At 70.4% G+C, this 21,522-nt stretch carries 25 protein-coding genes; 10 read left to right on the plus strand and 15 right to left on the minus strand.

All coding sequences use genetic code 11. The annotated features are described in order from the left end of the window. The first annotated feature begins 7 nt into the window (after positions 1-7). On the plus strand, positions 8-787 hold the full coding sequence (locus ACFYWJ_RS19240; RefSeq protein ID WP_355280438.1) for an ABC transporter permease: 780 nt from the start codon (positions 8-10) through the stop codon (positions 785-787). A 72-nt stretch (positions 788-859) separates the two neighbouring features. On the opposite strand, the gene ACFYWJ_RS19245 is transcribed toward ACFYWJ_RS19240, so the two are convergent. Further along, complete coding sequence (locus tag ACFYWJ_RS19245) at positions 860-1,195, minus strand: RNA polymerase-binding protein RbpA (protein WP_110040609.1); 336 nt, start codon at positions 1,193-1,195, stop codon at positions 860-862. Between the two features lie 192 nt (positions 1,196-1,387). Here ACFYWJ_RS19245 and ACFYWJ_RS19250 point away from each other — a divergent pair, with 192 nt between their 5' ends. Continuing rightward, the gene (locus ACFYWJ_RS19250; RefSeq protein WP_355280256.1) at positions 1,388-1,714 is read left to right on the plus strand and encodes a hypothetical protein; all 327 of its coding nucleotides are present in this window, start codon (positions 1,388-1,390) and stop codon (positions 1,712-1,714) included. A gap of 54 nt (positions 1,715-1,768) precedes the next feature. On the opposite strand, the gene ACFYWJ_RS19255 is transcribed toward ACFYWJ_RS19250, so the two are convergent. Together ACFYWJ_RS19255 and ACFYWJ_RS19260 are read right to left on the minus strand one after the other, a co-directional pair. Then, positions 1,769-2,803 carry a hypothetical protein gene (locus ACFYWJ_RS19255; protein WP_355280257.1) on the minus strand — a complete coding sequence of 345 codons (1,035 nt, stop codon included), beginning with the start codon at positions 2,801-2,803 and terminating at the stop codon, positions 1,769-1,771. A gap of 112 nt (positions 2,804-2,915) precedes the next feature. Further along, on the minus strand, positions 2,916-3,767 hold the full coding sequence (locus ACFYWJ_RS19260) for an SDR family oxidoreductase (RefSeq protein WP_355280259.1): 852 nt from the start codon (positions 3,765-3,767) through the stop codon (positions 2,916-2,918). Positions 3,768-3,862: 95 nt separating this feature from the next. On the opposite strand from ACFYWJ_RS19260, the gene ACFYWJ_RS19265 reads away from it, so the two are divergent. Continuing rightward, on the plus strand, positions 3,863-4,474 hold the full coding sequence (locus ACFYWJ_RS19265; protein WP_355280261.1) for a TetR/AcrR family transcriptional regulator: 612 nt from the start codon (positions 3,863-3,865) through the stop codon (positions 4,472-4,474). Here ACFYWJ_RS19265 and mqo read toward each other — a convergent pair. Next, a complete protein-coding gene (gene mqo, locus ACFYWJ_RS19270; protein ID WP_355280263.1) occupies positions 4,458-5,900 on the minus strand; it encodes a malate dehydrogenase (quinone) in 1,443 nt (480 codons plus the stop codon). The genes ACFYWJ_RS19265 and mqo overlap by 17 nt on opposite strands. A 90-nt stretch (positions 5,901-5,990) precedes the next feature. On the opposite strand from mqo, the gene ACFYWJ_RS19275 reads away from it, so the two are divergent. Then, complete coding sequence (locus tag ACFYWJ_RS19275; protein ID WP_355280265.1) at positions 5,991-6,893, plus strand: LysR substrate-binding domain-containing protein; 903 nt, start codon at positions 5,991-5,993, stop codon at positions 6,891-6,893. A 6-nt stretch (positions 6,894-6,899) separates the two neighbouring features. Here ACFYWJ_RS19275 and ACFYWJ_RS19280 read toward each other — a convergent pair whose 3' ends face one another. After that, positions 6,900-7,583: a M23 family metallopeptidase gene (locus ACFYWJ_RS19280; RefSeq protein WP_387162328.1), complete on the minus strand. Its 684-nt coding sequence runs from the start codon at positions 7,581-7,583 to the stop codon at positions 6,900-6,902. A gap of 262 nt (positions 7,584-7,845) precedes the next feature. Here ACFYWJ_RS19280 and ACFYWJ_RS19285 point away from each other — a divergent pair, with 262 nt between their 5' ends. Further along, complete coding sequence (locus tag ACFYWJ_RS19285; RefSeq protein WP_355280268.1) at positions 7,846-8,178, plus strand: metalloregulator ArsR/SmtB family transcription factor; 333 nt, start codon at positions 7,846-7,848, stop codon at positions 8,176-8,178. On the opposite strand, the gene ACFYWJ_RS19290 is transcribed toward ACFYWJ_RS19285, so the two are convergent. Beyond that, a complete protein-coding gene (locus ACFYWJ_RS19290; RefSeq protein ID WP_355280270.1) occupies positions 8,160-9,134 on the minus strand; it encodes a glycosyltransferase family 9 protein in 975 nt (324 codons plus the stop codon). The genes ACFYWJ_RS19285 and ACFYWJ_RS19290 overlap by 19 nt on opposite strands. Before the next feature lie 172 nt (positions 9,135-9,306). Between ACFYWJ_RS19290 and ACFYWJ_RS19295 the strand changes: the two genes are divergently transcribed. The 3 genes from ACFYWJ_RS19295 (at position 9,307) to ACFYWJ_RS19305 (ending at position 10,712) form a co-directional block, all read left to right on the plus strand. Further along, positions 9,307-9,891 (plus strand): HdeD family acid-resistance protein, encoded by a 585-nt coding sequence (locus ACFYWJ_RS19295; protein ID WP_355280272.1) that lies wholly within the window; start codon positions 9,307-9,309, stop codon positions 9,889-9,891. An 81-nt stretch (positions 9,892-9,972) separates the two neighbouring features. Further along, entirely contained in the window at positions 9,973-10,323 is a 351-nt protein-coding gene (locus ACFYWJ_RS19300; protein WP_355280274.1) for a hypothetical protein, read from the plus strand. 2 nt (positions 10,324-10,325) lie between these two features. Further along, positions 10,326-10,712 (plus strand): VOC family protein, encoded by a 387-nt coding sequence (locus tag ACFYWJ_RS19305; RefSeq protein ID WP_355280275.1) that lies wholly within the window; start codon positions 10,326-10,328, stop codon positions 10,710-10,712. On the opposite strand, the gene ACFYWJ_RS19310 is transcribed toward ACFYWJ_RS19305, so the two are convergent. From ACFYWJ_RS19310 to ACFYWJ_RS19320, 3 genes are all read right to left on the minus strand, one after another. Next, entirely contained in the window at positions 10,709-11,509 is an 801-nt protein-coding gene (locus ACFYWJ_RS19310) for a DUF2470 domain-containing protein (RefSeq protein ID WP_355280276.1), read from the minus strand. The two genes, ACFYWJ_RS19305 and ACFYWJ_RS19310, sit on opposite strands and share 4 nt — an antisense overlap. Further along, positions 11,506-12,762 carry an alpha/beta hydrolase gene (locus tag ACFYWJ_RS19315; RefSeq protein WP_355280278.1) on the minus strand — a complete coding sequence of 419 codons (1,257 nt, stop codon included), beginning with the start codon at positions 12,760-12,762 and terminating at the stop codon, positions 11,506-11,508. Before ACFYWJ_RS19315 ends, ACFYWJ_RS19310 begins: the two co-directional genes overlap by 4 nt. A gap of 213 nt (positions 12,763-12,975) precedes the next feature. Then, on the minus strand, positions 12,976-13,692 hold the full coding sequence (locus ACFYWJ_RS19320) for a metal-dependent hydrolase (RefSeq protein ID WP_355280280.1): 717 nt from the start codon (positions 13,690-13,692) through the stop codon (positions 12,976-12,978). Positions 13,693-13,803: 111 nt separating this feature from the next. Between ACFYWJ_RS19320 and ACFYWJ_RS19325 the strand changes: the two genes are divergently transcribed. Both ACFYWJ_RS19325 and ACFYWJ_RS19330 read left to right on the plus strand, forming a co-directional pair. Beyond that, positions 13,804-14,214: a nitroreductase family deazaflavin-dependent oxidoreductase gene (locus tag ACFYWJ_RS19325; protein WP_355280281.1), complete on the plus strand. Its 411-nt coding sequence runs from the start codon at positions 13,804-13,806 to the stop codon at positions 14,212-14,214. A gap of 58 nt (positions 14,215-14,272) precedes the next feature. Then, the gene (locus tag ACFYWJ_RS19330) at positions 14,273-14,731 is read left to right on the plus strand and encodes an SRPBCC family protein (RefSeq protein ID WP_355280283.1); all 459 of its coding nucleotides are present in this window, start codon (positions 14,273-14,275) and stop codon (positions 14,729-14,731) included. 58 nt (positions 14,732-14,789) lie between these two features. Here ACFYWJ_RS19330 and katG read toward each other — a convergent pair whose 3' ends face one another. The 6 genes from katG to ACFYWJ_RS19360 form a co-directional block, all read right to left on the minus strand. Then, positions 14,790-17,018: a catalase/peroxidase HPI gene (gene katG / locus ACFYWJ_RS19335; RefSeq protein ID WP_355280284.1), complete on the minus strand. Its 2,229-nt coding sequence runs from the start codon at positions 17,016-17,018 to the stop codon at positions 14,790-14,792. An 11-nt stretch (positions 17,019-17,029) separates the two neighbouring features. Beyond that, positions 17,030-17,464: a Fur family transcriptional regulator gene (locus tag ACFYWJ_RS19340; protein ID WP_355280285.1), complete on the minus strand. Its 435-nt coding sequence runs from the start codon at positions 17,462-17,464 to the stop codon at positions 17,030-17,032. A gap of 222 nt (positions 17,465-17,686) precedes the next feature. Further along, positions 17,687-18,292, minus strand: coding sequence for an ATP/GTP-binding protein (locus tag ACFYWJ_RS19345; RefSeq protein WP_218722350.1), 606 nt, complete (start codon positions 18,290-18,292; stop codon positions 17,687-17,689). Continuing rightward, on the minus strand, positions 18,273-18,647 hold the full coding sequence (locus tag ACFYWJ_RS19350; RefSeq protein ID WP_355280287.1) for a DUF742 domain-containing protein: 375 nt from the start codon (positions 18,645-18,647) through the stop codon (positions 18,273-18,275). Before ACFYWJ_RS19350 ends, ACFYWJ_RS19345 begins: the two co-directional genes overlap by 20 nt. 11 nt (positions 18,648-18,658) lie before the next feature. After that, positions 18,659-19,066: a roadblock/LC7 domain-containing protein gene (locus ACFYWJ_RS19355; protein WP_355280289.1), complete on the minus strand. Its 408-nt coding sequence runs from the start codon at positions 19,064-19,066 to the stop codon at positions 18,659-18,661. Position 19,067: 1 nt separating this feature from the next. Further along, positions 19,068-21,410 (minus strand): nitrate- and nitrite sensing domain-containing protein, encoded by a 2,343-nt coding sequence (locus tag ACFYWJ_RS19360; RefSeq protein ID WP_355280291.1) that lies wholly within the window; start codon positions 21,408-21,410, stop codon positions 19,068-19,070. Positions 21,411-21,522 lie beyond the last annotated feature (112 nt).

Here is a 21,522-nt window from a genome sequence, read left to right on the forward strand (position 1 = left end):
CCGGTTCATCCGGGACAGCGCGATCGTGGCGCACCGCAACCTGCTGACCATCCTGCGGGTGCCGACCCTGCTGGTCACCGCGACGATCCAGCCGCTGATGTTCGTGTTCCTGTTCGCCTACATCTTCGGCGCCTCGCTGGGCGGCGACCAGTATCGCGAGTTCCTGCTGGCGGGCATCTTCACCCAGACGGTCGCGTTCAACGCCGCGTTCACCACGGTCGGCCTGGCGGGCGACCTGCAGAAGGGCATCATCGACCGGATGCGGACGCTGCCGATGTCGCGGCTGGCGGTGCTGATGGGCCGCACGCTGTCCGACCTGGTGGTCAATGTGCTCAGCCTGGGCGTGATGGTGATCTGCGGCTACATCGTCGGCTGGCGTATCCACGGCAGTGTCGCCGACGCGGCGCTGGCCTTCGCCATCATCCTGCTGTTCGCGTTCGCGATGTCGTGGGTGGGCGCCCTGACCGGTCTGATCTCGCCGACCGTCGAGGTCGCGCAGAGCGCGGGCCTGATCTGGATGTTCCCGCTGTCGTTCATCTCCTCGGCGTTCATCTCCGCCGAGACCCTGCCGGGCCCGCTGCGCACCATCGCCGAGTGGAACCCGATCACCGCGGTCTCGGCCGCGGGTCGCGAGCTGTTCGACAACGACGCGCCGCCGTCGTTCGCTCCGGCCACCGGCTGGGCCGCCGACAACTGCATCCTCTACGCGATCATCTGCTCGGTGGTCATCCTGGCGATCGCGATGCCCGCGGCGCTACTCCAGTACCGCAAGGTGGCCAGTCACTGACCGGCCACGACAGAAGAACGGCGAAGGCCGCCTCCCGAGCGGGAGGCGGCCTTCGCCGTATCGCACTGAGCGCTATCCGCGCCGGCGCGTCTTGAGCAGTTCGAGGCGCTCCTTGAGCAGCTCCTCGAGCTCCTCCTTGCTGCGACGCTCCAGCAGCATGTCCCAGTGGGTGCGCGGCGGCTTGACCTTCTTGGTCTCCACCGTGGTGCCCTCCATGAGCTGACCTTCCTGGCCGTTACGGCACAGCCAGGTCGGCGGGATCTCCGCGTCATCGGCGAACGGGACGTCGAATTCCTCACCGTTGTCGGTGCGGTAGCGGGCGATCCGGCGGGGGGCCAGGTCGTGGTCGCGGTCGGTCTCGTAGCTCACCGCTCCGAGCCGACTGCCTCGGAGTACGCGATCTGCCATGTGTGCTCCCTGTCTTTGGCGGCTGGCGCCGATCGTGGTCCTACCGTTAACGCACGGGACCTCTGAACTGTTCCATTGTAGTCGCAACGGTGAATCGGCCGGGTGGCCCCTGAGCGGGGACGGCGGGGTCCGTGCCCGCTGAGCGAGACCTGAGCCGCCCGATCGGGCGCCGGACCGATAGGGTTTCGCAGCATGTCGCGCAGTCGCCTGCTGTCCTGCCTGTGGTGCGGGCGGGAGATCGTGGATTCCGAGTCGGGGCGCCGTCGCCGCTATTGCCGCCAGTCGTGCCGTCAACGGGCGTACGAGCACCGCACCAGTCTCAAGGGAACCGGTATTCCGGAGGACGCCGTGGTGTTGTCCGCCCAGGAAGCCGCGGATCTGGCCGATCGCTGGTTCGCGGCCCGATGCGCCGCCGAGGACGTGGCGACGGCGGTGGCCGAGGGGGCCGAGCACGCGGAGCTGGCACAGCTCAGCGCCACCCTGCTGCAGCTGTCGCGGGAAGCCGAGCGGCTGCGCTGAAACCTCGTGCGGCCCACCGCACCTCGGTGCGATGGGCCGGCCGGGTGAGCGCGGTCAGCGGGTCTCGACGACGTCGCGGGCCCGCAGGTACACCGCGGTCACCCCACCCGCGACGAGCAGCGCGAGTGCCGTCGCCGCGCCCGCGGTGGCGAGGTCGGGGCTGGTCAGCGGTTGACCGCGCAGTGCCTGCCAGAGCACGAGGGTGAGCAACCCGAAGTAGCCGAGCACCGCGACGCCGAGCAGTGCCGCGCGGACGGTCTCCTCGCGCAGCCACCGGTACCGGGGTGCCAGCGCGACCAGCACGACGGCCAACAGCAGCAGCACCTGGATGCCGTGCAGCCCGACGAAGTGCGGAATCCGCAGGTCACCGCCGGTGGTGCTCCAGTGGGTGAGCGGCATGGCGCCGACCCCGTCGCGGACCGCGTCACCGTGCGGGCCACCCGCGCGCACGGTGTGCCCGGCCATCAGCCCGACGACGGTGCCGTCGGACTGCCGCACCAGCTGCGGGCCGGTGAAGCCCATCAGATACCCGAGCATCATGCCCGCCACCGCCAGCCACAGTCCGGCCTTCAGCGCGATCCGGGTCGGCCGGTCGGCCAGCTTCTGCCACGAGATGATCACGGCCAGGACGAGATTGGCGAGGAACAGGCCGGGCACCCCGGAGGCGAAGACCTGCTGGCCGATCTGGTTGACGGAATCCTCGGCGGTATTGAAGTGGCTGAACGTGCCGCGCGCGGCCTGCAGCGCGATGAACCCGACGTCGGCGATCCCGGTGACGGCGAAGACGGTGCCCAGCCACCAGGTGGCCCGCCTGCCCCGGTGCGGCAGCCGCAGGATCCAGGCCAGCGTCACGCCGTAGAGGGCGAAGGCGAGCCCGAACTTGGCGGGTTTGAGCCAGACCGACTCGCCGAGCAGCGTCCGGTCGTCGACCAGCATGCCGACGACCGAGACCAGCACGAGCGCGCTCATCAGCGCGGAGTTCACCAGCAGCGGGCCGTGCCAGGGCGCGCGGTCGGTGCCGACCCCGCGTGCGGGCGCGGCGTGGAACCGGATGCGGGACAGGGTGTGGGAGAGATCGATCGTCGCCATGTCTCGACGGTAGAAATCCGGTGCGCCGCAACACCTCCCGCTGCGGAACGGTTCGCTACCCGTACCGGGGTAGGGGGAAGGCCCTACTCCGGTGCGGTCACCTGGGCGTCGATCAGATCCCCAGGCGCCAGATGACGGCGTCGACCGCGCGGGGGGAGACGGTCGCGACGGCCTGCAGGATCCGGGTGTAGCGGGGGTACAGCTCGATCGGCCGGGTGCGGATCGCGGTGCGGATCCAGTCCGCGGCCTGCTCGGCGGTCAGCGCCGCCGACTCGTCGTAGGCGCCGGTCGGGGCGATCATCTCGGTCCGCACCAGCGGGAAGCCGACGGTGGTGACGTGCACGCCGCGCGCCCTGGTCTCGGCGCCCAGGCTGCGCCCGAACGCGCCGAGCGCGGCCTTGGACGCGTGGTAGGCGGTGAACATCGGCATCGTGCCCGCGGCGACGCCCCAGGTGGCGACATTGACGACGTGCCCGTCGCCGGTCTCGAGCATCGAGGGCAGCACGCCCATGGTGAGCCGGGCCGCGCCGAAGTAGTTCAGCGCCATGGTGCGTTCGTAGTCGTGGAACCGGTCGGTGGCATCGCTCGCGCGGCGGCGGATCGAGCGGCCCGCGTTGTTCACCAGCACGTCGATCGTCCCGTACTGCTCGAGCACGGTCTTGACCAGGTCGTCGGTGTCGCCGGGGTCGGACAGATCGCAGGTGACGCTGTCGGCCCGGCCACCGGCCGCGCGCACCGCGTCGCGGACCTCGAGCAGCGGTTCGGCGGTCCGGGCGACCAGGACGAGCCGCGCGCCGTCGCGGCCGAGCGCGAGTGCGGCGGCCCGGCCGACGCCGGAGGAGGCGCCGGTCAGCAGGACGGTCTTGCCGGCGATCTCGTGCCGTTCGCCGAGCACGAGCCGCGCCACGGTGCGCGGCAACGCGGGCGGGTTGAGCAGCAGTGACTGCGCGAGGCGGTCGAGCACGGTGACTCCTGGCGTCGAGGGGACGAATGAATTTACTATCTAGTAAATTACAAATCAGTCAATTGAGTGTCAACAGGAGTCGCCGCGATGGTTGGATGGGCCGGGTGAGCACAGCCGGAACCAAGGGTGTCCCGCGCCCCGAGCGCGAGCAGCAGATCCTCGACGCCGCCGTCGCCGAGATCGGGCGGGTCGGCTACGCGGGGCTCTCGCCCGCCGAGGTCGCGCAGCGGGCGGGGGTGTCCAAGCCGCTGGTCTACACCTATTTCCAGTCCAAGGACGGGCTCTACATCGCCTGTGTCGAGCGCGCGGCCACCGTCATCTACGACGCGATCGAAACCGCCATCACCGGGGCGAGCGGTCTGACCAAGGCCGAGCGGACTCTCGACGCGCTCTTCGTCGCCCTCGCGCCGCGTCCGCACGACTGGACCGTCGTCTTCGATCGCTCACACCCGGACGCCGGCCCGGCCGCCGACGCGGTGCGCGCGGCCCGCAGGCGGATCGCCGCCCAGGCCGCGCGCGGTGTCGCCGATGCGTTGAGCACGCTCGCGCTCACCGACCCCGACGACCTGTCGGCGTTCACCGACGTCTGGATGGGGTCGGTGACCTCGCTGGTGCTGTGGTGGTTGCGCCACCCCGAGCAGACGGCGGGCGAGATGAGTGCCCGCAGCCACCGCCTGATCGGGGCCCTGGTCAACGCGCCGCGCTGATCACCCGCGGGTCCTCGGGCAGCAGCTCGGCCAGCAGCGGCGACCACTCGTAGCGCCGTTCGGGGAAGCAGCGGTCGAGCAGGTCCCGCATGATCGACGGTGCGATCGAGGCGCCGGGGGACGCGCCGAGCAGCCCGGCGACGGTGCCGTCGGCGCCGGTCACCAGTTCGGTGCCGAACTCGAGCACGCCGCCGCGCTCGGGGTCGGGCTTGACCAGCTGGGCGCGCTGCCCGGCCGGGATCAGCTCCCAGTCGGCCGGGTCGGCGGTCGGATAGAAGCGTTGCAGCTGCCGGAACTTGCGGCGCGGCGACGCGAGGAGCTCGGTGACCAGGTACCGCACCAGATCCAGGTTCCGCAGGCCCGCGGCCACGAGCGGCACGATGTTGTGCGGTCGCAGCGTGGTGAACAGATCGGTGAGCCTGCCGTGCCGCAGCAAGCGGGTGCTGAAAGTGGCGTACGGGCCGAACAGCAATGCGGCCGACCCGTCGACCTCGCGACGATCCAGGTGGGGCACCGACATGGGCGGCGCGCCGAGCGCGGCCTGGCTGTAGACCTTCGCGGTGTGCTCGGCGACGACGTCGGGGTTCGTCGTGCGCAGGAACTGCGCCCCCAGCGGGAACACGCCGTACCCGCGCACCTCGGGCAGTCCCGCTCGTTGCAGCAGCCGCAGGGCGTAGCCGCCGGCGCCGACGAACACGAAGCGTGTGCGCACCCGAAAACGCCTGCCGCTGTCCAGGTCCCGGCCGCGCACGGTCCACAGGCCGTCCCTGTCGCGGGTGAGTCCGGTGATCTCGCGGTGCAGCCGGACCGCGTTGCCCGCCGCGGTCATCGTCGACAGCAGCGACCTGGTCAGCGCGCCGAAGTCGACATCGGTGCCCGCGCGGTGCCGGGTGGCGGCCATGGCCTCGCCGTCGGCCCGGCCGCGCACCAGCAGCGGTGCCCACTCGGCGATGACGGCGCGGTCCTCGGTGTACTCCATCGCGGCGAAGGCGGGCCGCTCGCGCAGCGTCGCGTAGCGCTGCCGCAGGTAGCTGATGTCGCGGTCGCCGAACACCACGGTGACGTGCGGGGTCGGGGTGGCGAAGGTCGCCGGGTCGAGTTCGCCACGGGCGGCCAGCGCCGCCCAGAACCGCAGGGTGAGCTGGAACTGCTCGGCGATCCCGGCCGCGCGCTCGCCGTCGCGCGGATCGGGCATGTAGTTGAGTTCGCACAGGCCGGAGTGCCCGGTGCCCGCGTTGTTCCAGGGATGGCTGCTCTCCGCGGCGGGCTCGCCGAGCCGCTCGAACAGCGCGATCGACCAGTCCGGCGCGAGCGTGCTGAGCAGGGCGCCGAGCGTGGCCGACATGATGCCGCCGCCGATCAGCACCGCGTCGAGAATGTCGTCGCCGCCACCGGATTCGGGTCGGCGGGGTGTCGTCTCGGTCATCGTCGAACCTCCCGTGAGCTGTGTACGGCTATCGTCACGCCGCAGGGAGTGATCCGTCCAATACGGAATCAACGGAGATATGATCCGGATATGGATGATTCAGGCGACGGGGGAGCGCAGGCGCTCGCGCCGCTGCTGGCCGCGTTCGACGCGGCGGCGAGCGACGGCCACATCACCAAGGCCGCGCAGCGTCTCGGTGTGCCGCAGTCCTCGGTGAGCCGACGGATCAGGACGCTCGAGCAGACGCTCGGCGTGGCGCTGTTCCAGCCGGCCGGTCGCGGGGTGACGCTCACGCCGCAGGGTCGTGAGCTGCACGAACGCACGCGCGGCCTGGTGCGCGCGCTCGACGACGCGGTGCGCCGGGTGCGCGCCGACGCCGACCCCGACAGCGGGCTGGTCCGGTTCGGGTTCCCCCTCACCCTCGGCCCGGTGAGTATTCCGTCGCTGCTGGCCCAGTTCCACACCAGGGCGCCGCGAGTCCGGCTGCACCTGGTGCAGGCACACGGCGAGGCGCTGGCCGAGCAGGTGCGCGCGGGCGCGCTCGACCTGGCGGTGATGATCCCGCCGCCCGCCGACCTGCCGACGGTGCCGCTGGGCAGGCAGCGCATCGCCCTGCACGTGGCCCGCACCCATCCGCTGGCCGGGCGCGCCCGCATCGATCTCACCGAGCTGGCCGACGCGGCGTTCATCGCCAATCCGCCCAGCTACCAGCTGCGCGCACTGCTCGACAGCTGGTGCGCCGCAGCGGGTTTCCTGCCGCGGGTGCTGTTCGAGATCACCGAGTTCGAGACGCTGCGAGAACTGGTCGCGCTCGGGCTCGGGGTGGCCTTGCTGCCCGCGGCCGAGATTCCGCACCCCGATCTGGCGGTCGTGCCGATCGATGGCGAACGCGACCGCGAGATCGGCCTGGTCTCGGGAGACCATGATCCGACACTCGCGGTCGCGCGGCTACGGGATTTCCTGATCGCGCACACGGCGCGACTCGGGTGGTAGAGCGGGTCAGTCCTGGGCGACACCGGCGTCGACGCCACGGGCGGCGAGCCACGGGTGCGGGTCGATCGGGGCGCCGTAGAGCGAGCCGTCCTGGACGTGCACCTCGTAGTGCAGGTGGGGGCCGGTCGACTGGCCACGGTTGCCGACGGTGGCGATGACGTCACCGGCGTTCACGTGCTGACCGGTCTGCACGAGGATCTCGTTGACGTGACCGTAGACGCCGATGGTGCCGTCGTCCTGCAGGACACGGACCCACAGGCCGAAGCCGGAGGCGGGGCCGGTCTCGATGACGGTACCGTCGGTGACCGAGAAGACCGGCGCGCCGATCGGGTCACCGAAGTCGATGCCGTTGTGCGCGGCACCCCAGCGGGCGCCGAAGTACGAGGTCAACCGGCCGTTGACCGGGCGCACGGTGTGCGGGCGCGGCGGCGGGGGCGGGGCGAGGGTCGGCAGCGGAGGCAGCGCGAGCGCGACGGCCTCGCGGTGCTCCTCCCACGGGATCGGGGCGGACGCGGGGGTCTCGCCCTGCGGGCCCTGGGCCTCGGCGGGGGTGTAGGCGGTGAAGCGGTACGGCGACTGGCCCGCGTGCACGCCTTCGGTGGCGCTGGCGGTGATACTGGTGTCGGAAACCGGGGTCTCGGGTCCGCCGAAGGCGGCGGCCGAGGTTCCCACGAGTGCGGACAAAGCCACCGCACCCGCGACAACGCCTCCCCAGCGGCCGGCGAGGGCGTCGGAGACTCGAGCGGATAACGGGTTGGTCACGAACATGTTTCGAACGTAGCGAAACCGTGATCTCGACGGCGACTGATGTGGCTGCGATCACGATGCGCTATAACGCCAGTTGATCTATAACGACACCATAACGAATGCGGAAATTCCGAGGGGCGACCGGGGGGAATCCCCAGGACGCAAGATCATTGCCGAACCACGGCTTCCCAGGGACACTGATTCAGTGGACGCTAACGGAGTTCGGGCTATCGCCGCGCTCGCGGACCCCACCCGGCGCGTGATCTTCGAGGCGTTGCCGTCGGGGCCACGGTCGGTGGCCGACCTCGCCGCGGCCGCCGGAATCACCAGCTCGGCGGCCTCCCAGCACCTGCGCGTCCTGCGGGAAGCGCACCTGGTGAGCATGCGCCGCGACGGCAACCGGCACCTCTACTCCCTGGACCCGCGGGGTCTCAGCGACGCCCGCGACTACCTCGAGCAGTTCTGGCCCAGCGCGCTGGCCGCGCACGCCGCCGCCCTGCGTGCGGCCGCGGAGCCCGGTCAGCCCACCCGGCGGTAACGCAACCGGGTCGACTCCGCCCAGTCCTGCTTGTCCAGCTGCGCGTCGACCGCGGCGACCACCTCGGGCACGCCGATCCGCAGCAGCCCCGGGTCGGGGACCCGGCCCTCGGGGTCGCCCACCTGGCCCGCCCACAGCACCGCGTGCCTGCCGAGCAGGTGGGCGGGCGGTCCACCGCGACGCGGCGGGGTCGGGCCGAACAGCAGCACCGTGCGGGTGCCGAACGCGGTCGCCAGGTGCGCGACACCGGTGTCGCCGCTGATCACGAGGGCGGCCTCGGCGACCGTGGCCGCCAGATCGGTGAGGTTCTGCCTGCCCGCCAGCACGCGATCGTCGGGCAGCCCGGCCTGGACGGCGACCTGGACCGCGATCTCGCGTTCGAACGGGTCGCCGGTCAGGACGACGTCGCGGCCGAGCACCAGCAGATGCCGGACCACCGCCGCGAACCGTTCCGGCGGCCAGCGACGCGCCGGCGCGCCGGCGCCGACATGCACGACGACACAGTCGCGGCGGCTGATCGACGCCACCGGCGGCACCAGCCCGAGATTGCGGCGATCGGCCGCGATGCCCTCGGCTTCCAGCAGCAGGCACCACCGATCCACGACGTGGGCCTCCGGGTCCCAGCGGGGACCGGCGGGCTTGGGCGAGGCGGGGGACCGGTGACCGATGATCCGCGCGGCGCCGGTGTCGGCGAGCGCCCGCGCGCTGGCGCCGTCGGCGCCGTGCAGGTTCACCGCCAGCTCGGGCGCGGGCCCGTCCCAGATCAAGGCGGCCGGATCGGCGGTGGGCACCAGTTCGTCGACCGAGGAGATCAGGTCGACGATCCGCTCCAATCGATGCGGCGCCGCCAGCACGATCTTGCTGCGAGGTTCGGCCCGACGCAGAGCACGCAGAGCCGGGACCGCGGCGAGCACATCACCGAGGCCCCGAGCTTGCAGCACGAGTACAACCGACACCTTCTTGACCTACCCGGGTCCTGTGTGGACCAAACGTTCGCGCATGCAACGACGTGTCGGTCGTCACGCGGAGTGGTCTCGGCCCAGGTCGTCGCACAGCGGGTGATCGCGACACGATCACGGCTCCAGCTAATGTCGGGAAAACGAGAGCGACCGGGCATAACATCTCGTCATGACGACAAATACCGTGCTGGAGAGTCCCGTTGCGGCTCTTGCCAAGAAAACCTGGCAAACAATTCTGGTCACCGGCCTCCTCGCGGTGGTCCTCGGCATCATCGTGCTGGTGTGGCCCGGTCCGTCACTGCTCGTGGCGGGCATTCTGTTCGGTATCTACATGGTTGTCAGCGGCATCTTCCAATTGATCGCCGCCTTCACCCATCTGCCCAGCACCAGTTTCCGGGTGCTCTCCTTCATCAGTGGCGTGCTGTCGCTGATCATCGGCATCTTCTGCTTCCGCGACGATCTGACCTCGATCTTCCTGCTGGGGTTGTGGATCGGCATCAGCTGGCTGTTCCGTGGCGTCGCGGTGCTGTTCGCCGCGATGTCGGACAAGGGCGTGCCGGGGCGCGGCTGGCAGATCTTCTACGGCATCATCAGCGCGATCGCCGGCATCATCCTGATCGTGTGGCCGATCGAGTCGCTGGCGACCCTGACCCTGGTGGTCGGCATCTTCCTGATCGTCATCGGCATCATGGAGATCATCACCGCCTTCGGCGTCCGCAAGGATTCGAAGGTGCTGGAGGAACAGGGGCTGTAATACACACGGGGAAAAGTTCGTCGGGAAACGGCCGGTGCCTTCGGGCGCCGGCCGCATTCGTGTGAACTACGCTCGCCATTCATGGAATTCGTTTACAACCTGGTGGTTGTCACCCATCTGCTCGGCATGGCGGCCGTGGTCGGCGGCTTCGCGGCGTCCCGGCCGGTCGTCTCGGAGCTGATGGTGTGGGGTGCGCGCGCCCAGCTCATCACCGGCCTGGTCCTGGCGGGTCTGGCCTCGGCCGTCGATTCGCTGGGCAAGGACCCGGACACGACCAAGCTGGCCGTGAAGCTGGCCATCTCGGTCGCCGTCGTCGCGCTCGCCGAGATCGGCCGCGCCGACGCCAAGCGCGGCAAGCAGGTCGACTGGATGACCGATGCCGCCGGTGGCCTCGCCATCGTCAACGTGCTCGTCGCCGCCCTCTGGACCTGAGGATGGAATTTCTCGGGATCCATCATGTCGCGATCATCGCGACCGACTACCACCGCTCGAAGCGCTTCTACACCGAAACCCTCGGCGGGACGGTGCTCGCCGAGCACTACCGGGCCGACCGGGATTCCTGGAAGCTCGATGTCGCGCTGCCGGGCGGCTGCCGGATCGAGCTGTTCTCGTTCCCCGATCCGCCCGCGCGCCCGAGCAGGCCCGAGGCGGCGGGGCTGCGTCATCTCGCCTTCGTGGTCGCCGATGTGCCCGCCGCGCTCGACGCCCTGCGTGAACGCGGCGTCCGCACCGAGGAATTGCGCACCGACGAGTACACCGGCAAGCACATGGCCTTCTTCTTCGATCCCGACGATCTGCCGCTCGAGCTGTACGAGGCCTAGTCGGTGGCGCGCGCCCGCCGCGTCAATTCGACCGTCGCCGAGCGCAGTTCGCCGATCTCCGACAGCGGCGCGGCATAGCCGACCCGGGTGCGCGCGACGCCGCGCGGCGTCTCGACCCGCAGGTCCAGGCCGTAGCGATCCGCGCGTTCGCAGGCGGCGGCGGTCGCGTCGGGGAAGCCGCCGAGCCGGGTGGCCATGGCCAGCAGGGCATCGGCGTGGTCGGCGTTGAGGTGGGCGATGCCGGGGGCGGCCAGCGGCACGATCGGATCGGCCTGTGCGGCCAGGTATTCCTGCGCCGACGCGGAGTCCATCCGGCCGTACCCGCCGACCCAGCGCACCCGCTGCACGCGCAGCACCCAGAGGGTGAAATCGCTGTAGTCGATGTAGTACTTCGCGGCCGGGATGGCGGCCAGGTGGGCGGCGCGGGCGGCCTCGGCCTCGGCGCCCTCCGGTCGCTCCACCACGCCGGCCAGGGTGATCCGGGTGCCCGCCAGCGGATCGGCCGGGATGTCCGGGGTCACGATGGCGATGCTGGCGCGCGGGTCGGCGGCCAGGTTGCGGCCGTGTTCTGCCAGTCGCGAGACGCTCAGGACGGGCGCGCCGTCGAGCAGTCCGTAGGTGATGAACGACGCCCACGGCGCGCCGTCGGCGGTGAGACTGGCCAGGGTGCCGGTGTTGGTGGCCGCCGCGATGGTTCTGGCCTCCTCGGCCGCCGAGGGGCGGGCCTCGTTGGCCAGGGGAGCGGTCGGCAGCGGGATGGAGGGTGCGTCGCCGGGGTCGCCGTGGTCGAGAGTCATGGCCACAGCGTATCCACCCGCGCCGCTCTGCGGGGCGTGCTCGTCAGCCAGCTGTGCAGCGCCTCGTACACCGCGTCGTGGTTGAGCAGGCTGAAGTGGTTGGCCGCGGGCACATGCAGGCCGTTGACCCCGTCGAAGCCGATCCGGCGGGTCCGGCCGCGGCCCGACCCGCTGCCGGTGAGCACGAGCCCGTCACCGATGACCCGTCCCAGCGGGTGCTGGGGGCTGCGGGTGACGGTCGCGGTGACGAAGTAGTGCTCGACGCCCGCGATCAACGGCACCTCGCGGACCGCCCGCGCGCGCAGCGCGTCGGTGTCGAGGTCGCGCCAGTCCTCGTCGACGAGCGAACCCTGGCGCAGGTCGCGGATCCCCGCGCTGCGCCTGCGCAGGAGCCTGCCCAGCGGACGGGTCTCCGGCAGCAGGTCGAACGCCGCCGCGGCGTAGTGCGCGAGCTGCTCCAATGGGGCGCCCAGATGCGGGGAACCGAGGCAGACCACCTGCCGGACCGCGCGCACCCAGGCCTCGTCCGCCGCGTCGGCCAGGTGGCAGGCCCCGCGCGCGACCAGACCGCCCATCGAATGACCGAGCAGGCAGATCTCGTGCACCGGCAGCGGCCAGGCCGCGACCAGCCGGGCCAGCAGCGCGCTGAGCTGGGCGGCGTTCTCGGAGATGTGCAGGCCGGTGTTGTAGCGCACCAGGATCGGGGTGTAGCCGAGGTCGTCCTCGAGCCGGTCGCCGTAGGTGGGGCGGCCGCCGAGCCGCCAGGCGTGCTCGGTCTCCACGAGTCCGTGCAGCTGCACGACCAGCCGGGTCGTCGGTACCGCGACGTGGGCGGCCAGCTGTTCCGGCGGGACGGGCGCGCCGTCGACGCGGAAGGTCATGGGGGAGGCCAGGATCGGCGCCTCGTCCTCGAGGGTGTCCCCGATCAGGCCCTGGAGGGCGGCCAGGACGCCCGCGCCCCAGACGGTCCGCGAGGGTGCGGTGACGCCGGGCACCTGGACCGCGCTCGCCACCTCGCCGACCACGAATCCCGTCCCGCCGACCACCGCGTAGACGCCGTCGGTGATCGCGTCGTGCACCACCTTCACCGGATCCGCGGCGGGACCGACCCCGAGCCGCACCGCCGCGAACACGCGGTCGGAGATGGCGCGGTGGATGGCCGCGATGCCGTCGACGGCACCGACGAATTCGTCGCCGGCCAGGCGCGTGAGCGCCTGTACCTCGGCCTGGGGTTGGGGGAGCTGCTCGGTCACGGGATTGAGAGTACAACTGTGCACTGAAATGTGCCGCGCGTGGGGCCGATTCGGGAGGAACGCCAGTAGCCGGGGCTCGCCGTGCTCACTTGTCACAATCTGCATGCTGATACGTCGATATGCGCATCAAAACATGTATTTGGGGAAGCGATACCGCTGAAAGAAAGGCGAGGACGGCGGGGAGGGGTCCCGCCGTCCTCGCGACGGATCAGCTCACGGTCGATGCATGATCGCGTACCAGAGCGCGCCCATCGTGCCGAGCACGAAAAGCGGTGAGATGACCCAGGTCTCGACCCGGTTGCCGGTCCGCTCGATCAGCGGCACCCGGGTCCGCAGCGGGAACGGCCACAGCAGGCGGCAGCCCCGATCGGTGAGGCAGTCGCCGAGCAGATGCGCGAGGCAGCCGAGGCCGACGCAGATCGGCAGCCAGGCCGGCCGGTCGACGATCCAGTGGTCGACGGCGAAGGTGCCCGCCGTGGCCAGCACGATCACGGTGCCGTAGGTTCGCACGCTCTTCCCCGGCGGACACAGGTGCAGTGACCGCACCGCCAGCGCGAGCAGGAAGAACACCAGGCCCAGGGTGAACGGCCTGCCGAGGTAGTGCTCGCCCGCCCAGGTGGCGGCGACCGCGACGACGACGAACAGCAGCGAGTGGGTACCGTGCCGGTGTCCACCGGAGAGCCAGGAGATCAAGCGGCACAGGTGATGTGACACCGGGCCGAGTACATGCGAGATGGTTCCGCTCGGATGATCCGCGTCCGGCAGCAGCGCGGCACCCGCGGTCAGCAGGGTGCCCATGATCAGTTCGGCGATCCCGAATCGTGTTGTGTCGCTGTCGAACAGGGGGAAAGCGGCGACCGTGAGCGGGAGCGCCGCGGCGGTTCCCGCCCAGGCCAGCGCCCCACTGGTCGCGTGTGAATGTCCAAGCACTCCGCAACGTTAGTCGAGGTCACCATCTCGGCGCATATGCCGAGGACGGGCGGGAATGCGGGGCGCGCCAGGATGGTTGGGGCAGGGGACCGCAGCGACGAAAGGACGACGATGAGCGCATTCAACGACCAGGTGATCGCCGAATTCCGGGCGAACGGCGGCCGGGTCGGTGGCATGTTCGAGGGCCGCGACAACATGGTGATCATCACCACCACCGGCGCGAAGTCGGGTCGCGCGATCACCAATCCGCTGGTGTTCCTGCCCGACGGCGACCGCGTCGTGCTGATCGCCTCCAACGGCGGCGCCGACAAGCACCCCGCCTGGTACCACAACCTGGTCGCGAATCCGGAGCTGACCGTCGAGCTGCCCACCGAAACCTTCACGGGCAAGGCCGAACTCGTCGACGACCCGGAGCGCACCGCGCTGTTCGACCGGATGGTCGAGATCATGCCGGGGTTCGCCGAGTACCGCGAGCAGACCAGCCGGGTGATCCCGGTGTTCACGGTGTCGCGCGTGAGTTAGGCGTGGGCTCGAGCCGAATCCTTGCCCGGGCGGGTGAGCTGCTGGTTTCATCGGCTCCGTGACCGAAACCACCGACGCGCCCCGCATCGTCCACGCCTCCCGCGAGATCGCGGCGAGCGCCGCCGCCCTCTTCGAACTGATCGCCGACCCCGCCCAGCAACCGCGCTGGGACGGCAACGACAATCTCGCCGAAGCCGCGGCGGGGCAGCGGGTCACGGCCGTCGGCGACGTGTTCACCACGACGCTGACCAACGGCGCCGACCGCGACAACCACATCGTCGAGTTCGAAGAGGGCCGTCGCATCGCGTGGAACCCCTCCGAGCGCGGCAAGACCCCGCCCGGGCACCTGTGGCGCTGGGAGCTGGAGCCGATCGACGAGACCACCACCCGGGTGACCCACACCTACGACTGGACGCGGCTGCACGACGAACTGCGTGAGGTCAGGGCCAAGGCCACCACCTCGGACAAGCTGCTGGCGTCGGTGGACCGGCTGGCCGAGGTCGCCGAAACGGCCTGATCCCGCGACAGCACACCCCGCGACCCGAGCGGGTCGCGGGGTGTGCTGCCGGAAGCGATCAGGCCAGGTCGAACCGGTCCAGGTTGCTCACCTTGGTCCACGCGGCGACGAAGTCGCGCACGAACTTCTCCTTCGCGTCGTCGGTCGCGTAGGCCTCGGCCACGGCGCGCAGCTGCGAGTTCGAGCCGAACACCAGGTCGACGCGGCTACCGGTCCAGCGGACCGCGCCGGTCGCGCTGTCCTTGCCCTCGTAGACGTTGTCGTCGGACGCCGACGGCGCCCACTCGGTGCCCATGTCGAGCAGGTTGACGAAGTAGTCGTTGGTCAACGTGCCCGGCGCCGCGGTCAGCACGCCGACCGGGGACTGCTGGTAGTTCGCGCCGATCACCCGCAGACCACCGATCAGCACCGTCATCTCCGGCGCGCTCAGGGTGAGCAGGTTCGCCTTGTCGACGAGCAGGTACTCGGCCGGGATGCGGGCATCCTTGGCCAGGTAGTTGCGGAAACCGTCGGCCTTGGGCTCGAGCGCCGAGAAGGACTCGACGTCGGTCTGCTCCTGGGTGGCATCGGTGCGGCCCGGCGTGAACGGCACCGTCACGTCGTAGCCCGCGGCCTGCGCGGCCTGTTCGACGCCGACCGCGCCGCCGAGGACGACCAGATCCGCGAACGACACCTGGGCGCCGCCCGTGGCGTTGAACGTCTCCCGGATGCCCTCGAGGGTCCGCACGACCTGCGCGAGCTCGTCGGGCTGGTTGACCTCCCAGCCCGCCTGCGGCTGCAGCCGCAGCCGACCGCCGTTGGCGCCACCGCGCTTGTCGCTGCCACGGAACGACGAGGCCGCCGCCCAGGTGGTCGACACCAGCTGCGCGACCGTGAGCCCCGAGGCCTGGATCTGGCTCTTGAGGGTCGCGATCTCGGTGTCACCGATCAGCGCGCCGGTGTGCTCGGGCACCGGGTCCTGCCAGAGCAGTTCCTCGGACGGGACGAGCGGGCCGAGGTAGCGCACGACCGGACCCATGTCGCGGTGGGTGAGCTTGTACCAGGCGCGCGCGAACGCGTCGGTGAGCTCGGCCGGGTTCGCCAGCCAGCGGCGGGTGATCTGCTCGTAGATCGGGTCGAAGCGCAGCGACAGGTCGGTGGTCAGCATGACCGGGGTGCGCTTCTTGGTGGCGTCGAACGGGTCGGGCACGGTACCGGCGCCCGCGCCGTCCTTCGGGATCCACTGGTGGGCACCCGCCGGGCTCTTGCTGAGCTCCCACTCGTAGCCGTAGAGGGTCTCCAGGAAGTTGTTGTCCCAGGTGATCGGGGTGCTGTTCCAGATGCCTTCCAGGCCACTGGTGATCGCGTCGGCGCCGACACCGGTGCCGAAGCTGCTCTTCCAGCCCAGGCCCTGCTGTTCGAGCGGGGCGGCCTCGGGCTCCGGTCCGACCAGGTCGGCGTCGCCGGCGCCGTGGGTCTTGCCGAAGGTGTGCCCGCCGACGATCAGCGCGGCGGTCTCCTCGTCGTTCATCGCCATCCGGGCGAAGGTCTCGCGGATGTCGATCGCGGCCTTGATCGGGTCCGGATTGCCGTTGGGGCCTTCCGGATTCACGTAGATCAGGCCCATCTGGACCGCGGCGAGCGGACGCTCCAGGTTGCGCTCACCGGTGTAGCGCTCGTCGCCGAGCCAGGTGCTCTCCGGACCCCAGTAGACGTCCTCCTCCGGCTCCCACGCGTCGACGCGACCGCCGCCGAAACCGAAGGTGGGGAAGCCCATCGACTCGAGCGCGACATTGCCCGCGTAGACGATGAGGTCGGCCCAGGACAGCTTCTTGCCGTACTTCTTCTTGACCGGCCACAGCAGGCGGCGGGCCTTGTCCAGGCTGGCGTTGTCGGGCCAGCTGTTGAGCGGGGCGAAGCGCTGCATGCCCGAACCGGCGCCGCCGCGGCCGTCGCCGACGCGGTAGGTGCCGGCCGAGTGCCACGCCATCCGGATGAAGAACGGGCCGTAGTGGCCGAAGTCGGCGGGCCACCAGGGCTGCGAGGTCGTCATGACCTGCTCGATGTCCTGCTTCACCGCGGCGAGGTCGAGGGTCGCGAACTCGGCCGCGTAGTCGAAGTCGGCGTCCATCGGGTTCGCCACCGGCGGGTTCTTCTGCAGGATCGTGAGATTGAGCTGGTGCGGCCACCAGTCACGGTTGCTGCCACGGGCGTCGGCGGAGGCGAACGGTCGGGCCGATGTCACGGGGCAGCCATTGTCACCGGGTTCCGTGTTGGCTTCCGCGATAGGTGGATGTTCCTCGGGCACGGTGAATCCTTTCAGGAGAGTGATGGTGATGTCGTGCAGTCGGGGCAGCGGCCCCAGTAGATGACCTCGGCTTCGTCGACGACGAAACCGGTGTCATCGATAGCGGTCAGACAGGGCGCATCGCCGACTGCGCAGTCGACATCGACAATCACGCCACAGGATCGGCACACCAGGTGATGATGGTTGTCGCCGACCCGGGTCTCGTACCGGGCGACGGTGCCCATGGGCTGGATCCGCCGGAGCAGACCCGCGGTGGTCAAGGCGCGCAGGACGTCGTAGACGGCCTGGTGACTCACCGCGCCGAGGGTGTCCCTGACCCGGCTCAGAATGGTGTCGGTATCGGCGTGCGGATGCTGGTGCACGGCGGTGAGCACCGCCAGACGCGGTGCCGTGACGCGCAGGGAAGCCGCGCGGAGCATGCGCTCGAAGTCCGATGTGGTGGACACATTCCAGATTATTACTCGTTCCAGATGGCAGCGGAAGCATTTCCGGCCAAGTGGCCCGGACCACATCTGCGCGCCGCGGGATCGGGCGCGCGCGGCGCTGGAGGCCGTCGTCGGGGGCTCTCGATCGAACACCGCGGTTCGGTGGGGGATTGCCGAGCGGCTGCTACCGGCTGCGGCGGTCCCGGGAGAGCGGCCGGGACCGCCCCCCGGTGGACCTGTTCGCTAGGTGGTCACCGGGGTGCGGGTGGCGCGTTCGATGAGGTACTCGACCAGGTGGGTCAGCACCGCCTTGGCCGAGGGCCGGTCGCGGGCGTCGCAGAGCACCACGGGGGTGTTCGGATCGAGGTCGAGGGCGTCGCGCACCTCGTCGACGGTGTAGCGCGGGGCGCCTTCGAAGCAGTTCACCGCGATCAGGAACGGCAGGCCACGCCGCTCGAAGAAGTCGACGGCCGCGAACGAATTGCTCAGCCTGCGGGTGTCGGCGAGCACGATCGCGCCGAGCGCGCCGCGGCACAGCTCGTCCCAGAGGAACCAGAACCGGTCCTGGCCGGGAGTGCCGAACAGGTACAGCACGAGGTCGCGGTCGATGGTGATGCGGCCGAAGTCCAGCGCGACCGTGGTCGTCGACTTCTGCTCCACCCCCGACAGGTCGTCGACGCCGGTGCTGACCTCGGTGATCAGCTCCTCGGTGCGCAACGGCGCGATCTCGCTGATCGAGGAGACCATCGTGGTCTTGCCGACGCCGAAGCCGCCGGCGATGAGGATCTTCACCGAGGCGGCCAGATGCTGCCCGCCCGGTGCCGTGGGGTCAAAGTTTTCGGATGCCATCCAGAACCGCTCGCAATACGTTGAGGTCTCCGGCGCCGGCCTCGGCCGTCACCGGAGCCCGGAAGATGAGGTGGCCCTCGCCGATGAGATCACCGACGAGGATCTTGGTCACCGCCAGAGGAAGTTTCAGCACGGCCGAGACCTCGGCCACCGTCTGCGCGCGCTTGCACAACCGTGCGATCGTCGCGTATTCGGGTTCCGGGCGCCGCAGGGTGGGGGCGGGATGCACCGCCACCACCACCGTGAGCATGTCCAGGTCGTGCGCCGCACCCATGGTGCGGCCGCGGGTCACCGCGTACGGGCGGACCAGGGGTCCGGCCGCGTCGTCGAACCACGGATCGCCGAGTCGAGTCATGGTGCTGCTTCCTATAGCTCCGCCAGTCCGTGCCGCGGTTCGGTCGACAGGTAGCTGCCGACCCGCTGCACGGTGAGGTTCATTTCGTAGGCGACCATGCCGAGGTTCGCCGATTCGTTCGCCTGCAGCGCCAGGCACGCGTTGTCGCCCGCGGAGGTGACGAACAGGACGGCGCGGTCGAGCTCGATCACCGCTTGGCGCACGCCACCGCCGTCGAATCGGCTGCCCGCGCTGCGCGCGAGCCCGTAGAGGGTCGACGACATCGCGGCGAAGTGTTCGGCGTCCTCACGCTGCATCTGCGAGGAGCGTCCGAGCAGCAGCCCGTCGGTGGACAGCACGACCGCGTAGCGGACCCCGGCCAGCCGGTCGACGAGATCGTCGAGCAGCCAGTTGAGATCACCTGGGTGGGAAGAGTTCACCTCAGCCTTCCTGTTCGTCCTTGTTCGATGTGGACAGTGGTTTGCGACCCTGCCGGGTGCCGTTCTCGATCGCGGACATGATGTCGCGCGCCTGTTCGGCCGAGCGGGGCCGCTCCGGCGCGCGCGGCGGCTCGGTCGCCGCCGGTTCCTCGGTGAGCTCGGGCGCCAGGTTGGTCTGCCGCTGGCGCCGCGGCAGGGCCGGTCGCGCGTCGGCGTCGTGCGTCTCCACCGGCGGCAGTTCCGGCTCGGTCGCCACCGGGCGCGGCGGCGCGGGGGGTTCGGCGACCAGCGTGGCCACCGCACTCGGCGCCGGAGCCGACTCGATCGCGGCGATCGGGGTGGGCTCGGCGGTGGGCGCGGGCAGCCCGCGACGCAGTGGACCGGTGGTGACGGGCGGCATCATCGAGGTGTCGGTGTCGCCGGCCAGCAGCGACAGCGGGATGAGCACGATCGCGCGGATGCCGCCGTAGTCGGACTCGCTGAGCCGCACCGAGACCCCGTGCGAGGTCGACAGCCGGGCGACCACGAACAGCCCCAGCCGCGAATCCGAGGACAGCGTGCCGACACCGAAGTCCGGCGGATCGGCCAGCATGTCGTTGTAGCGGGCCAGGTCCTCGGGGCTCATGCCCATGCCCTGGTCGGTGATCTCGATGACCACGCCCTTGCCGACGATGTTGCCGCCCGCCTCGACCCGCGACTGCGGCGGGGAGAACGCGGTCGCGTTGTCGACGAGCTCGGCGAGCAGGTGCACGAGGTCGGCCACGACGGTGCCGACGACCTCGACCTCGGGCAGCTTGGTGACGCGCACCCGCGCGTAGTCGAGCGTCTCGCCGATGGCGCTGCGCACGACATCCATCACCGGAACCGGCTTGCGCCACTGGCGTCCGGGCCTGCCGCCGCCCAGGATGATCAGGTTCTCGGCGTTGCGGCGCTCGCGGGTGGCCAGGTGGTCGAGCCGGAACAGGGTCTCCAGCAGCGCCGGATCCTCCTGGCGGCGTTCGGCTTCGTCGAGGATCTCGAGCTGGCGGTGGACCACGATCTGGCTGCGGTGGGCGATGTTGAGGAACACCGCGCGCACGCCCTCCCTGGTGCGGGCCTCGTCGACGGCGGCGCGCAGCGCGGCCGAGGCGGCGTGCTCGAAGGCCTGGGCGACCTCACCGATCTCGTCCTTGCCGAAGTCCAGGGTGGGGGAGGTCTGCACGGCGTCGATGTCGCCGCCCTCGCGCAGCGCGCGCATGGTGGCGGGCAGCTGCTCGTCGGCGAGGGCGAGGGTTTCGGTGCGCAGCCTGCGCAGGCGGCGGATGATCCGGTTGGCCAGGATCACCGCGATCAGGAACACCAGCACACTGAGCGCGACCACGCCGCCGCCGGCGATGGCCGCGGTGACCTCGGCGCGCTGCGCGGTGTCCTCGGCGAGCTTCTGGACGTAGCGGTTGTGCGTGCCGTACGTATCGAGCAGCGCCCGGTTCACGTCGGCCGCCGCGGTCTGCCATTCGGTCATGTTCACCTGCGGCGCCGTGGTGGAGACCGGCTTGGCCGAGGTGCCGGTGCCGCTCGGCGTCGTGAACCGCTGGGTGAGCGCGGATTCCAGCGCGGTGAGCTGCAGCCACTGCGGCGAGGCCATCAGCGCGGTGATCGGGGCGCCCCGGGTGTCGTCGAGTTCGGCGGCGAGATTGGCGACCTCGACGTGGTAGAAGCCGCTGAGGCGGATGAAGTCCTCGACCGGGATGGTGGTCGGGCCGCCCGCGGTGGCGATGTGCATGGCCAGCGCGGTACTGCGCGACATCGCCTCGGCGGCATTGAGCATGCGGAAGCCCTCGGCGACGCCGGAGGCGACGGTGGCGTCCGGAGCGGCGCGCTCGGCGACCTTGGTGCCCTCGGTGAAGACGTCGAGCAGGCGGTTGTAGAACATGAACGCGTCGGAGGCGGGCAGCACGCCCGCGTCGGCGCCACCGCGCACACCGGCCAGATGCGTACCGAGCGTGGTGAATCCGCCCTTGTCGTCGCCGATGTTGGAATCGTCGACCGCGCGGATGCCCGCCGAGACCTCGATCAGGCCGCGGAAGGCGGCGTCGAGCCGGGCGCGTGCGGGCGCGAGCGCGAGCTGGGCGGTCTCGTCACCGGCCAGGTGGGCCAGGGTGAGCTGGCGTTCGGACTGCACGGCCTCGATCAGTTCGCGCGTGTAGGGAACCGCCGCCTGCATCTCGGAGGCCCAGGTCTCGGCCTTGTTGCTCTCGTCGACCAGGTAGCCCGCCGTTCCGACGCCGACCACCACCAGCGTGAGACTGGGGATGAGAGCGATCGCCAGAATCCGGGTTCGAACACCGAGTCTCGCTAAGAACATCGCTATAACGTAACGGAATCGTTGCAGTCTTGACCTGCATGTCTCGCTGAGCGAGACGTGATTTGGTTTGCGCCGGAACGTGTTTGCTATGTGCGGACCGGCACGGGAGACG

Source organism: Nocardia sp. NPDC003269, assembly GCF_042888005.1.
GTDB lineage: Bacteria > Actinomycetota > Actinomycetes > Mycobacteriales > Mycobacteriaceae > Nocardia.